Below are 12,213 nucleotides of genomic sequence, written 5' to 3' on the forward strand. Positions count from 1 at the left end.
CTGGTATAACCCGCGCAGGCGCCACTCCGCGCTCGACTACGAGTCACCCGCTGGTTACGAGAAGAAGCACCGCGCTGCCGCTTGAGGGCGAAAGCGCGGAACGCTCTGCGGAACCGGGGCAACTTCAAGATAGCCCTGCTTCGTCTTCTTCACGTCCAGCACGCGCACGGGCGTCTCGTCGGCCCACACCACGTCCGCGGACGCAATGCATTGCAAGAGGTGCTGGGACAGAGGCAGCAGGACGGAGGCGGCCTGGTGGAAGAGGTCCGTCAGCGTGCTGCGACTCATGGGCACGCCGCTTCGCTCCACGCGCTGCGCCAGCCGGTGCAGAGGCATGGCATCCGCGCACTTCGACGTCACCACGTGGGAGAGGAAGCCGGGGCCGTACTCGCCCCTATCCACCACCAGGGCGGCAGGCGGGGCCGTGACAACGCCCCGGCCACACGCGCACGCGAGGACTTCCTGCACGTGCACCTGCTTCTCGAAACGGGCGGGCACGTACTCGTACACCACCGAGGTTCGGCCGGGGCCCAGGGGCTTCAAGTCCTCGCTGCCGCACGCCGGGCCACTTGCCGCGCGGGCGTGCCCAGGCGGTGCAACCGCACCAACTCCTGCAGCCGGTCCATCTCCACTCTCCGGTTACTCACGCCACTTCCCTTTCCTTGGGAAGCCAGCGTGGCCTGTCGGCGGGACACCCGAGTGGACCGGTTTGGCCGAACCGGTGCGGACCGGTTTGGCCGAACTCACCCCGACCGGGTTCGCCGAACTCCGGAGGACCTGTTACGCCGAGCTACGACAGCCAGGGGCAGAAGTGGTCCTGGGGGAGCTCGCGGGGCACCCAGCCTCAACACGCCTGCGCCGCGCCGCGTCCCGGGCCGGGCGCGTCAGGTGCCCGTACGCCCGGGAGGCGTCCAGGCGGGCTGGCGCCTCACCTGGGCCACGTCGATGCCGTCCAGCAGCATGGCCAACTGGGTGGCGTCCAGCGTCACCGACTGCGCGCCCGCGTCCACCGGCGGCAGCCGGAAGCGTCCCGCCTCCAGCCGCTTGTAGAGGAGCACGAAGCCGCCCCGGCTCCACGTCAGCACCTTGATGCGGTCGCCCCGCCTGGAGACGAAGGCGAAGAGGTGCCCCGAGTAGACGTCCTCGCCCCACGCCGTGCGCACCAAGGCCATGAGGCCATCAATCGACTTGCGCATGTCCACCGGCTCCACCGCCAGCACCACGCGCACCGAAGCCGGAAGCGCGAACACCCTCTCACCGTCCCAGCGCCGCGACGAGCCGGGCCACGTACGCCACGTCGGTACCGACGGCGAATCGCACCCGCGCTCCGCCCGCGGCCACCACCTCCAGCAGGGACTCCGTCGCATCGGGGGACGTCGCCACCTGCACCGGCAAGAGTCTCACCGGCTCGACTCGCGACGGCGCACTCCTCCGATGCCGGTACACCCACGACTGCAGCGTGCTCAGCCGCACGCCCCGCGCCAACGCGAACTCACGCTGCGTCTGCCCGCTCGCTTCGAACGCTTCTGCAATCCGCGTCCACTCCGGCTTCTCCACCTGCTTCGCCATGCCCGGAAGCGTCCGCCCCGCACCGCTATCCCGGCAATCCCTCACGGCACGTCGTTGGCCGGACGGTTACGTTGGTCGCGTTGAGGAGGATCTTCGAAGGGACGGACCATTCCCAGGGGCAGAAGGAAGAGCCAGTCCGTGGTCAGCCACAGGTAGAGCCCCACCGCTCCGGCCATCATCGTGACGGCAATCACCGCGCTGACCGTGGAGCCCACTTCGTCGGAGTAGAGCTTCTCTCCTGGCTTTGTCGTCCCGGGCCACGCGGTTTTCCGCATCACCTCCCAGTGCAGGTACAGGAAGACCATTGCCAGGATGGCCAGCAGGCCTTGGGATTCAGCGGCCTCCCGGTGCGCTCCGCGTGCGCTACCCAGACGTAGAGGCCGTGGCCCACGTGGAGTTGGATGGCGACTCCAATCATCAGGAACATGCTGCGCTGGTACGCGACCCAGTGATTCTCCAGCCACCAGAGCAGCAGCGCGTGCACCATGATGCCCAGCAGGATGGCGGCCCTTACCCAGGACACCGCCAGGTTCGTCCCGAGCAACACGGCCGCGTTGAGCCCCAGCGCCACGTACAGGTCTCCGAAGCTGACGTCCCCTTTCGCCAGGCCCCGGTTGGGGTTGTGAATCAGGTCGTATTCGTAGTCGCGCAGCTCATCCACGATGCGCATGAAGTAGCCCACGCCGAAGATGCTCAGCGCGACGTGCAGCAGTTCCAGGGAGAACGACAGCCCCCTGCCCCCGTCGAGCACTCCGAACATCCCGTCCAGGCTCACGCACCAGAGGGAGATCACCAGCAGGTAGAACACCGGCGGGTAACGCTGCACGGAGAAGCGCAGCGTGGCCCGCGCCCGGTCCATGACGGCCCTGCTCATGCCGCCACCAGCGTGACCGGCCCCGTGGAACCATCCACGCGGACCCTCGCTCCGTCCGGGATGCGCGTGGTCGCGTTCGCCACGCCCACCACCGTGGGGATGCCGAACTTCCGGCCCGCGATGGCCGTGTGCGACGGCATGCTTCCGCGCTCCACCACGATGCCTCCCGATGCCAGCATCAGAACAGCCAGCCGGGGTCCGTCTCCTTCGCGATGAGGATGTCGTCCTTGCCCAGTGTGCCCACCGCGCCCGGGTCCAGCACGATGCGCGCGGTCCCCTCCACGATGCCCGCGCTCGAACCGATTCCCTTGAACAGCGAGGCGTTGTCGCTCGCGGCCTCCACGGCCCGCTTCCGCAGCGGATGCCCCTGGAGGAGCGTGGCCAGCTGCGCCTCCGCCTCGGTGCGCCTTGCCCTGTCCGACGTCCTCAACTCCTCATGCGTCACGGACGAGCGCGCGTAGAACGGGACGACTCGCACCAGGTCCCACAGCGTGCCCCGCGGGTTCGGGCGCTCCACGTTCAGCTCCTGCACGCCCCGGTCTCCGAACTCACTCAGCTGCTCACGGAAGGCGTGGGCGACTCCATGCTGCACGGCCCCCGCGTCGATGCTCCGCAAGAGCGCTCCCCCTTCGTCGAAGCGCTTCGCCAGCGCCGGGTCCGCGAGCGCCACCGCGGAGAGCAGCGCGTGGGTGCCCGCGTCCGGCTTCGCTCCCCACCTCAAGCCCACCAGCAACGCGCTGGAGCTTCCCCGGTCCACTTGAGCAACAGCCTGCGCGCCAGCCCGAAGCACGTGTTGATGTACGCGAGTGGTAGACGCGCCCGTCGCTGAACCCCAGCATGTTCTGGAACGCGGGCGTCGGGTCGTGCAGGGCCCTCGCGTCCGCGCCCTTCATGCGGCGCAGGGCAGCGGCCGGCGCTGAACACCTGAACCCGGTAGGACACCGGCGGTGCGCCACCTGTCGGACAGTCGGACAGGTCGTGGGTTGTAGCCCGGCGGGGGCGTGATGACGGTGCGCACCCAGCAGGACAGTGGGCAGGCGGGCGTGGAGGGGCGGGCATGGGGACGTTCAGCGGTCGTGCGTGGCTTTCGGCGTTGGCGTTGGTGGTGGGCGCGGCCCCGGCGTTCGCGCAGGGCGAGCCCGTCCAACTGGATCCCATGACGGTGCGCCGGCTGTCGGACCTCCCCGGCGAGGCCACCTTCCTTGGTCCCCCCCACCATCTGGGTTCGCGCAACTCCGGGGAGCTCAACGGGCGCCTGTACTTCCTCTCCGACGTCTACGATCCAAGCAGCTCGATCCGGGTCGGCGAGCTCTGGGTGACCGACGGCACGCCCCAGGGCACGCGTTCGCTGCAGGAATGGCTTCCGCCTTCCACGAGCATTGATCCGCTGTCGCTGCGCGCCACACCCCACCGCCTGTTCTTCACGGCGAGGACGCCGGGCACCGGGTTCCAGCTGTGGACGAGCGATGGCACGCGTGAGGGGACACACCTGACGCGCGAGCTCCCCCCTGGCCGGATCAGCGGCGTGGGTTACCAGTCGCCCATCATCCCCTTCGGGGACGGCGTGCTCTTCACCGTGCTGGGCACGGGCGGGGTGCCAGAAGAACTCTGGAAGTCGGATGGCAGCGAAGCGGGCACCGTGCGGGTCAAGGACCTCGCCGCGGACTCCGCCTACGTGACGTCCGGCGGCTTCGCGCGCCTGGGAGACACCGTCTTCTTCTCCGCCTCTGGCCCCGCGGGCGAAGAGCTGTGGCGCACGGATGGCACCGAGGCGGGCACCCTGATGGTGCGTGACCTCAATCCGGGCCCGGGGAGCGCGTTTCCCCGGGACCTCACCGCCGTGGGGGGCCTGCTCTACTTCGCGGCCCAGACCCGCCAGGAGGGGCACTCGCTCTGGAAGTCGGATGGGACGGCGGACGGCACCGTGCGCGTCGCGGACTTTCCGCGCGAGGGCGCGGGGAACCACATCTTCCAGCTCACCGCGCTGGGCGACACGGTGTTCTTCATCTCGTACGCACCGGAGGGCATCTCGCTGTGGCGCTCGGACGGCACCGAGGCGGGCACCCTGCCAGTGATGACGAAGCCCGCGTCGCTCCTCGGGGGAACGAGCCAGGGCCTCCTTCCCGTGGGCAACCGGCTCTACGTGGTGGGCCAGGACTCCGTCGCCGGGGGTTCGCTGTGGGTGACGGACGGCACCCCGGAGGGCACCACGCGCCTTCCGCGTCCCGCCCCGTTCGAGCGTGCGTTCATTGGCGGCGCCACCGCGTGGGAGGGCGGACTCGCGTTCACCGTGACGACGAACGAGGGCGCCAGCGAGCTGTGGCGCACGGACGGCACGGACGCGGGCACGTCCCGGCTGACGCGGCTGCCTTCGGGCCAGCCGTCCGCGACGGCCGCGGGGCTGGTGCCCTTCCAGGGCGCGCTCCTGACGACGGCCGGGGACGCGTGGACGACGCATGCCCTGTGGCGGATGGAACGGGATGACGCGGCGCCGACCTTCGTGTGCCCGGCCACCCGGGACGTGCCCTCCAACCGTCCGGATGGCACGGCGCAGCTCAACATCACGCCCCCGCTGCGGACCGGGCCGGACCGGGCGTGGATCCGCTCCTCCTTGCAGAGCGGCCAGGTGCTTCCGCTTCATCAGCCCGTCCCCGTCACCTACCAGGCCGGGGATGATCAGGGCCGCATCACGTACTGCACCACGGTGACGACGTCGCGGGACCTGACGGCGCCGGCCATCTCCAGTTGCCCGGAGTCGCTCACCGTGGGCGCGGAGTCGCTCCGGGGCATCACCTTCTACTATCCGAAGCTGGGCATCACGGATGAGACGAGCCAGGACGTGCTCGTCACCTACAGCCCGCAGAACGGCAGCACGCTGCCCCTGGGCACCACCCAGATGAACGTGACGGCGCGGGACGCGTCCGGCAACGAGAGCACCTGCTCCTTCCCCGTCACCGTGCGCGACGACCAGGCGCCCGGCCGGGCCTGCAAGGTGAACGAGGTCCGCGTGGAAGCGGAAGGCCCCGAGGGCGCGCACGCGTTCTGGCCGGACCTCACGCCCACCGACAGCCTCTCCAGCCAGGTCACCGTCACCAGCACGCACGCGTCCGGGGACCTGTTCCCGCTGGGCCTCACCCGCGTGGAGGTCGTCAGCACCGATGAGGCGGGCAACAGCACCACGTGCGACATCCAGGTCCGGGTGCGCGACTCGCGCCCGCCCCAGCTCACCTGTCCGGAGGACCAGACGCTCACCACCGCGGTGATGTCCGGCACCCGCGCGGAGTACCCGGCCGCCACCGCCGCGGACAGCGTCTCCGAAGCGGAACTCCTCTACAGCCCCGTCGTGGGCACGCCGCTCGCGCCGGGCCTGCACGCGGTGCAGGTCACCGCCATCGACAAGGCCGGCAACGCGGCGCTCTGCGACTTCCACGTGACCGTGCAGTACGACCCGACGAGCGACATGCGGACGAGCATGGGCTGCTCGGTGGGCAGCGGCCCGGAGTCGGCGATGGGCTGGGTCGCGCTCGTCGCCCTCGCCTGGACGCTCAGCCGCCGTCTGAAGGACGGGAAGCCGCGCGCGTGAGCCATGAGCCGTGGCGGCGCGGGGGACTTCCGCTACAGTCTCCAGCGCCCCATGGACCTCACCCTCTTCGTCGTCGGACTCATGAAGGTCGTCCTTGGCGGACTCGTGGCCGCGCTCGGCATCGGCTTGAGCATGCGCGGCCTGAGCCGCCTGCTGGACAGCCACCCCGTGGAGGAGCTGCGCCAGGGCAACGTCGCCTCCGGGCTGGTGCATGCGACGAGCCTCGTGTCGCTGGGCCTGCTGGTGCAGCACGCGCTGAAGGCCACGGGCGACGCGGTGGACCTGGCGGTGCAGAACCCGCCCGTGTCCGCCATCTCGGTGCTCCAGCTGCTGGGCCTGGCGCTGGTGCATGTGGCGCTGTCGCTGGCGGTGGGCGTGGCGGTGCTCGCCCTGGGCGTGCGCCTGTTCGACAAGATGACGCCGGGCATCGAGGAGCTGGCGGAGGTGCGCAAGGGCAACATCGCCGCCGCGCTCCTCCTGTGCGCCTTCCTGCTGGTCATCGCGCTGCTCACCGCGCCGGGCCTCCAGGCCGCGCTCAACGGACTCATCCCCTTCCCGCAGCTGCCCACCGGCGTGCTGCGCGCGCCCGCCTGAAGCCGCCATGCTCGCGCGCTCGTGGAAGACGCTGCTGTCGCTGGTGCTGATGGGCGCGCTCATGGCCTTCGCCAGTTGGGAGCTCGTGGTGGCCCGGAAGGCGGGCCGGCTTCCGGATCCCCCCCGGCCGCAGACGGAGGTTCCCCCGGCGGACCCACAGGAGGCGATGCGGGACCTGGGATTCGTGCTGGTGCCGGAGGACACGCCGCCGGAGCGGGCGAAGTCCTATGACTGGCGCGTGGACGGGATGGAGCCCGCCCGTCAGCAGCTGGCCTACGGACTGGGCGAAGTGATGGAGCGCGGGCTGGAGCAGGCGCACCGCGACTACAGCGTGCGGCTGCGCTACCGCGCCATGGGCCCGGAGCGCTTCACCTACGTGGCGCCGCCGGGCTGCGGCACGGACATGCGCTGCATCTACGCGGAGCTGATGCGCAGCAACGCGGAGCCGGTGCGCGTGCTGGGCGAGCGCTTCGCCACCTCCATCCGCGAGCGCGACCTGGACGCGGCGCAGGCCACCGAGCTCATCCTCGGCTTCGTGCGCCGCATCCGCTACGAGCTGCCCGGCGACGAGCCCTTTGGCATCGTCCCGCCGGGGCTGGTGCCCGCGCAGGACCGGGGCGACTGCGACTCCAAGGCGGTGCTCGCGCTGATGCTGCTGCGGCAGGTGGGCGTGGACGCGGTGATGCTCTATTCGGACGCGCTCGCGCACGCGGCCATCGGCGTGGGGCTGCCCGGCACCGGCACCCGCATCCCCTTCGCGGGGCGCGGGTACCAGTACGCGGAGCTCACGGCGGAGGGCTGGCCGCTGGGGATGATTCCGCCGCAGTACGACAAGCCGCAGCTGTGGCGCGTGCTGCCGCTGCCGGACGTGCAGGGCTGAGCGCCACTGGCGATTCGCCGCGAATACAGCTATTCCTGCTCTATCCGGGATGCTCGCCGCAGGGCGGGCCGTCCCTTACCCAAGCGGGGGCAGGCACATGGCGGATTCGCGGACGTGGATGACGGCGGGGCTGTTGGCGCTGGCCAGCGGCTGTGGCGCACAGGAGGACGCGGTGATGCCGGCCGCGATGGAGCAGGCGCTGGGCGCGTGCACGCACTCGGTGACGACGAACACGTACAACGGGCCGGACTACTGGGGCACGCTCGTCATCAAGAACACGGGGACGGTGGCCATCGCCAACCCGGTCATCGCGCTCGACGTGCCCTCGGGCGTGACGTGTGACGATGATCAGCCCGGCTGGACGCATACGCAGTCGGGCCGCACGTGCACCTTCACTCGCACGTCGTCGCTGACGGTTGCGGTGAACGCGTCCTACACGTTCAACTACTCCACCAACTCCAACACGTCCTTCACCGCGACCAACGTGAAGGTCCAGTCCGACAGCTGCGGCGGCACGTCCCCCGGAGGCACGGGCCTCACCGCGAACCAGAAGAAGGTGGCGGAAGGGCTGACGAGCATCTGGGAGAACGACACGCCCACGCTGGACTACGCCTATTCGGAGAACATCCAGGACGGGCGCGGCTACACCAGCGGGCGCGCGGGCTTCTGCACCGGCACGGGCGATGCCATCCAGGTGGTGCAGTGCTACCGGGCCCTGCGCACGGAGGCCAATGGCAACCGCATGGCGAAGTACTGGAACGCGCTCACCGTCATCAACAACCGCTTCCTGTCCACCGGCCAATCCCAGGCGTCCACGGCGGAGCTGGACGCGGTGGGCAACTGGACCTCGGACTGGGCGGCCAGCTTCAACACCGCCGCAACGAAGGCGGACTTCAAGCAGTGCCAGGACCAGGTGAACGACGCGCTCTATTACACGCCCACCATCACCGAAGCCGCGAAGTGGGGCCTCACCCAGGCGCTCACCAAGGCCGCGCTCTACGACGCGTCCATCAACCACGGCTTCGACGGCATGAAGGACCTCATCCGCAAGGCCAACACGGCCCTGGGCAACAGCGGACAGGTGGCGCCGGTGATTGGCTACAACGGCATCACGGAGACGGCCTGGCTCCAGAAGTTCCTGGAGAAGCGCCGCGACGTGCTGGCGGGGGACTCCACCTGGGTGGAGGCGGTGGACCGCGTGGCCGCGTACGAGAAGCAGCGCCGCGTGGGCAACTGGGACCTGGGCACCGCCCTGCGCAACGACGTGCGCGCCCGCGACTGCTGGGGGACCACCTACCCGGCGAGCGGCTACACCGTGCGCAACATCAACCCGGACGGCACCTGGAGCACGCCGTCCTCGTACACGTATTCCTGTCAGTAGGCAGGACAGTCCGGCACACGGGCCGTGACGGCGGGCGCCCCGGGATGGCATGACCCAGGGCCATGGCCCGTGACGTCTCGTTCTTCGACAAGCTCGCCTCGCTGCTCGCCCAGGAACGCGAGGCCGAGAAGGCCCGCACGACCGCGCTCGCCCAGGGGCTCTCCCTGCGCGAGCGTGAGGAGCAGGGCCTGTCGGTGCTGGACCTGGAGACCGTCGAGGAGGAGGTGGGCCTGGGCGGCCGCATCCTCCTCACGCTCGCCCGCGCGGACCGGGGGAAGCTGCCCACGCGCCTGTCCAACGGCGACTTCGTGGCGGTGCTGCCCCGCCGCGCGGAGGTGAAGGACCCGGCGAAGGCGCTCGTGTCACGCGCCACCTCCACCCGCATCCAGCTGGCCTTCGACCGCGAGCCGCCCGCCTACCTGTCCGAAGGCCTCCTGCGCCTGGACGTCGTCCCCAACGACGTCACCTACGAGCGCGTGCGCGCGGGCCTCCAGCGCGTGAAGGCGATGGACAAGGGCCAGGAGCGCCACAAGCGCGAGGTGCTGCTGGGCAACGAGCCCCCGCGCTTCGACAACACCAAGGACTTCACCCCCACCCGCCCGCTCAACCCGGAGCAGCAGGACGCCGCGAAGCGCGCGCTCGCCGCGGAGGACTTCTTCCTGGTCCACGGCCCGCCCGGCACCGGCAAGTCCACCGTGCTGGCCGAAGTGGCGGCCCAGGCCGTCGCGCGCGGCGAGCGCCTGCTGTGCACGGCGGCCAGCAACGCCGCGGTGGACCACCTGCTGGAGCTGTGCCTGGAGCAGGGCCTGCGCGCCATCCGCGTGGGCCACCCCGCGCGCGTCGCCGCCCGCTTGCAGGAGCACACGCTGGACATCGTGGTGGAGGAGCACCCGGACCGCGTCGTCAGCCGCGACCTGTTCGACGAGGCCTTCGACCTCTTCGGCTACGCGCGGCGCCAGCGCAACCAGGGCCGCAGCCGCGAGCGCTTCTCCAACGCGCGCTCGTCCACTGCCGAGGCCAAGGACCTGATGGACGAGGCGCGCAAACTGGAGAAGAAGGCCGTGAAGGCCGTGCTCGCCCGCGCGGACGTGGTGTGCGTGACGCTCGCGAGCCTGGGCTCCGGCGTGCTCGCGGGCGAGGAGTTCGACCGCGCCCTCCTGGATGAAGCCACCCAGGCCACCGAGCCCCTGGCCCTGCTGGGCTTCCTGCGCGCGCCCAAGGTGGTGCTCGCCGGAGACCCGCAGCAGCTGCCGCCCACCGTGCTGTCCCAGGAGGCCTCCAAGGCGGGCCTGGGCACGAGCCTCTTCGAGCGCCTGCTCAAGGACCACGGCGACGACGTGAAGCGCATGCTGCGCGAGCAGTACCGGATGAACGCCGCCATCATGGCCTTCCCCTCCCAGGAGATGTACGGCGGCGAGCTGCGCGCCCACCCGTCCGTGGCGGACCGCACGCTGACCGGGGTGCTCAACGCCGGCGCGGAGGTGGACGCACCGCCGGTGCTCTACCTGGACACCGCGGGAAAGGGCTTCGACGAAGAGGTGGAGCCCACCACGCACTCCCTCCTCAACCCGGGCGAGGCCACCTACGTCATCGCCCGCGTGCGCCAGCTCCTGTCACTGGGACTGGCTCCGCGCGAAGTCGCCGTCATCGCCCCATACAGCGCCCAGGCCCGCCACCTGCGCGAGGCCCTGGAGGCCGTGCATCCAGAGGTAGAGGTGGACACCGTGGACGCGTTCCAGGGGCGGGAGAAGGACGCCATCCTGGTGAGCATGACCCGCTCCAACAGCGAGGGGCAGCTGGGCTTCCTCAACGACCTGCGCCGCATGAACGTGGCCCTCACCCGCGCCCGCCGGCACCTGTTCGTCGTGGGCGACTCCGCCACCCTCAGCAGCCACCCCTTCTACGCGCGCTTCATCGAAGGAACCCAGACGGACGGCGGCTACCGCTCCGCCTGGGAGTGGCCAGACCCCGCTGAACAATGATTGTCATCCCAACGACTCAGGGCTGCCCCGGGGGACTACGCAAGGAGTGCGACCCGGGCGCCCGAAATTTGTCGCCTCGCTGAACGAATTTTGTCACCTGCTCGGCCGCCGGGCGTGGGAGACGGCCGGAAATCAGGCATTTGGCTCCGTCCGCGAGGTCGGCACGAAGGATGCTTTCCTTTCTGAACACGGAGGGAATGCATGTCTCAAGCGCCTGTGGTGACCAAGGAGAATGACGTCTGGGTGATTCGGATCGACCGGCCCAACGGCAAGACCCAGGAGTACCGCTGCGCCACGGAGAGCCAGGCCCGGCAGCTGGCCATGGTGCTCGGCAAGCCGGACACCGGCGGCCCACCGCGCCCGGCGGCGGCGTCGTCCAGCACCGTCGCGTAGGGTCGCCAGCACCCGGGGGGACGGAGTAAGGCGTAGAGGCACGAGGAGACACCCGTGCCCGCCGCCGCATTCGAATCCCTCACCGTCGACGCAGAAGGGCTGCCGCTGCACGTGCGGCAGCGTGGCCCCCAGGGCGCCCCCGCCGTGCTGATGCTTCACGGGTGGCTGGACCATTCCCACAGCTTTGATCCGCTCTGCGAGCACCTGCCCGAAGCCTGGCGCACGGTGCTGCTCGACTTTCGCGGCATGGGCGAGAGCGGCCACGCGGGCCCCGGCGCCGCGTACCACTTCAGCGACCACCTGCTGGACGTGGAGGCCACCCTGGACGGGCTGGCCCTGCCGCCGGTGCACCTGGTGGGGCACTCGCTGGGCGGCATCGTCGCGCTCGCGTACGCCGCCGCGCGCCCGGAGCGCGTCAAGAGCCTGACCCTCATCGAAAGCCTGGGGCCGTCCGGTGGCCCGCCCACGGGCGCCGTGCAGCGGCTGCGCGGCTTCCTGGACGACACGCGCCGGCCGCCCAACCGCAAGCGCTACCCCACCGTGGAGGCCGCCGCGGAGCGCCTGCGGCAGGCCAACCCCACCCTCTCCCCGGACGCGGCGCTGCTCTTCGCGCGCCATGGCACCCGGCGCACGCCGGAGGGCGACTTCGCCTTCACCTTCGATCCGCGCCACCGCCGCCGCTTCGGCCAGGGCTACGACGAGGCCCAGTGGCTGGCGCTGGAGTCCGCCGTCACCTGCCCCGTGCAGTTGCTGCGCGGCACCGAAGGCCTGTCCCCCGCCCCGGAGCTGCTGGAGGCGCGGCTGGCCGCCCTGCGCACGCTGGCCGCCCCGCCCCGCTTCTTCGAAGGCGGTCACCACGTGCACCTGGAGCAGCCCGCTGGCGTGGCCGCTGCGATCGCGGCCTTCGTCGCCGGAACCGCTGACGCCCCGGCGCCGGAAGCGTCGGGTTCATGACCT

14 protein-coding genes are annotated in these 12,213 nt (G+C 70.7%); 7 read left to right on the forward strand and 7 right to left on the reverse strand.

Annotation, left to right across the window (positions count from 1 at the left end):
* Window positions 1–54: 54 nt before the first annotated feature.
* The 7 genes from D7X30_RS35285 to D7X30_RS43250 form a co-directional block, all read right to left on the reverse strand.
* The gene (locus D7X30_RS35285; RefSeq protein WP_120567371.1) at window positions 55–543 is read right to left on the reverse strand and encodes a transposase; all 489 of its coding nucleotides are present in this window, start codon (window positions 541–543) and stop codon (window positions 55–57) included.
* A gap of 341 nt (window positions 544–884) precedes the next feature.
* Entirely contained in the window at window positions 885–1,250 is a 366-nt protein-coding gene (gene tnpB / locus D7X30_RS35290) for an IS66 family insertion sequence element accessory protein TnpB (RefSeq protein ID WP_158619444.1), read from the reverse strand.
* Window positions 1,251–1,254: 4 nt separating this feature from the next.
* On the reverse strand, window positions 1,255–1,569 hold the full coding sequence (locus tag D7X30_RS35295) for a hypothetical protein (RefSeq protein ID WP_120567373.1): 315 nt from the start codon (window positions 1,567–1,569) through the stop codon (window positions 1,255–1,257).
* 41 nt (window positions 1,570–1,610) lie between these two features.
* Window positions 1,611–1,844 (reverse strand): hypothetical protein, encoded by a 234-nt coding sequence (locus D7X30_RS43240; protein ID WP_233591987.1) that lies wholly within the window; start codon window positions 1,842–1,844, stop codon window positions 1,611–1,613.
* The gene (locus tag D7X30_RS35300) at window positions 1,844–2,443 is read right to left on the reverse strand and encodes a hypothetical protein (RefSeq protein WP_233591988.1); all 600 of its coding nucleotides are present in this window, start codon (window positions 2,441–2,443) and stop codon (window positions 1,844–1,846) included. The genes D7X30_RS43240 and D7X30_RS35300 overlap by 1 nt, the downstream gene beginning before the upstream one ends.
* A complete protein-coding gene (locus D7X30_RS43245) occupies window positions 2,440–2,622 on the reverse strand; it encodes a PEP-utilizing enzyme (RefSeq protein ID WP_233591989.1) in 183 nt (60 codons plus the stop codon). The genes D7X30_RS35300 and D7X30_RS43245 overlap by 4 nt, the downstream gene beginning before the upstream one ends.
* Entirely contained in the window at window positions 2,622–3,200 is a 579-nt protein-coding gene (locus tag D7X30_RS43250) for a hypothetical protein (RefSeq protein WP_233591991.1), read from the reverse strand. The genes D7X30_RS43245 and D7X30_RS43250 overlap by 1 nt, the downstream gene beginning before the upstream one ends.
* A gap of 300 nt (window positions 3,201–3,500) precedes the next feature.
* Here D7X30_RS43250 and D7X30_RS35310 point away from each other — a divergent pair, with 300 nt between their 5' ends.
* The 7 genes from D7X30_RS35310 (at window position 3,501) to D7X30_RS35340 (ending at window position 12,210) form a co-directional block, all read left to right on the forward strand.
* A complete protein-coding gene (locus D7X30_RS35310; protein WP_233591993.1) occupies window positions 3,501–6,026 on the forward strand; it encodes an HYR domain-containing protein in 2,526 nt (841 codons plus the stop codon).
* A gap of 3 nt (window positions 6,027–6,029) precedes the next feature.
* Entirely contained in the window at window positions 6,030–6,620 is a 591-nt protein-coding gene (locus D7X30_RS35315; RefSeq protein ID WP_233591995.1) for a DUF350 domain-containing protein, read from the forward strand.
* Between the two features lie 7 nt (window positions 6,621–6,627).
* Window positions 6,628–7,500, forward strand: a complete 873-nt coding sequence (locus tag D7X30_RS35320) for a hypothetical protein (protein WP_120567375.1) — start codon at window positions 6,628–6,630, stop codon at window positions 7,498–7,500.
* A gap of 97 nt (window positions 7,501–7,597) precedes the next feature.
* Window positions 7,598–8,881, forward strand: a complete 1,284-nt coding sequence (locus tag D7X30_RS35325; protein ID WP_120567376.1) for a chitosanase — start codon at window positions 7,598–7,600, stop codon at window positions 8,879–8,881.
* Window positions 8,882–8,943: 62 nt separating this feature from the next.
* Window positions 8,944–10,863 (forward strand): AAA domain-containing protein, encoded by a 1,920-nt coding sequence (locus tag D7X30_RS35330; RefSeq protein WP_120567377.1) that lies wholly within the window; start codon window positions 8,944–8,946, stop codon window positions 10,861–10,863.
* A 201-nt stretch (window positions 10,864–11,064) separates the two neighbouring features.
* Window positions 11,065–11,256, forward strand: coding sequence for a hypothetical protein (locus D7X30_RS35335; RefSeq protein WP_120567378.1), 192 nt, complete (start codon window positions 11,065–11,067; stop codon window positions 11,254–11,256).
* A 54-nt stretch (window positions 11,257–11,310) separates the two neighbouring features.
* Window positions 11,311–12,210: an alpha/beta fold hydrolase gene (locus D7X30_RS35340; RefSeq protein WP_120567379.1), complete on the forward strand. Its 900-nt coding sequence runs from the start codon at window positions 11,311–11,313 to the stop codon at window positions 12,208–12,210.
* Window positions 12,211–12,213 lie beyond the last annotated feature (3 nt).

The organism is Corallococcus sp. AB011P (assembly GCF_003611605.1).
GTDB classification, from domain to species: Bacteria; Myxococcota; Myxococcia; order Myxococcales; family Myxococcaceae; genus Corallococcus; species Corallococcus coralloides.

Excerpts from the sequence above, each read along its gene's own strand:
- D7X30_RS35295 (WP_120567373.1), bottom strand. The coding sequence starts at position 1,569 with ATGGCGAAGCAGGTGGAGAAGCCGGAGTGGACGCGGATTGCAGAAGCG.
- D7X30_RS43240 (WP_233591987.1), bottom strand. The coding sequence starts at position 1,844 with ATGCGGAAAACCGCGTGGCCCGGGACGACAAAGCCAGGAGAGAAGCTC.
- D7X30_RS35300 (WP_233591988.1), bottom strand. The coding sequence starts at position 2,443 with ATGAGCAGGGCCGTCATGGACCGGGCGCGGGCCACGCTGCGCTTCTCC.
- D7X30_RS43245 (WP_233591989.1), bottom strand. The coding sequence starts at position 2,622 with ATGCTGGCATCGGGAGGCATCGTGGTGGAGCGCGGAAGCATGCCGTCG.
- D7X30_RS35310 (WP_233591993.1), top strand. The coding sequence starts at position 3,501 with ATGGGGACGTTCAGCGGTCGTGCGTGGCTTTCGGCGTTGGCGTTGGTG.
- D7X30_RS35315 (WP_233591995.1), top strand. The coding sequence starts at position 6,030 with ATGAGCCGTGGCGGCGCGGGGGACTTCCGCTACAGTCTCCAGCGCCCC.
- D7X30_RS35320 (WP_120567375.1), top strand. The coding sequence starts at position 6,628 with ATGCTCGCGCGCTCGTGGAAGACGCTGCTGTCGCTGGTGCTGATGGGC.
- D7X30_RS35325 (WP_120567376.1), top strand. The coding sequence starts at position 7,598 with ATGGCGGATTCGCGGACGTGGATGACGGCGGGGCTGTTGGCGCTGGCC.
- D7X30_RS35330 (WP_120567377.1), top strand. The coding sequence starts at position 8,944 with ATGGCCCGTGACGTCTCGTTCTTCGACAAGCTCGCCTCGCTGCTCGCC.
- D7X30_RS35335 (WP_120567378.1), top strand. The coding sequence starts at position 11,065 with ATGTCTCAAGCGCCTGTGGTGACCAAGGAGAATGACGTCTGGGTGATT.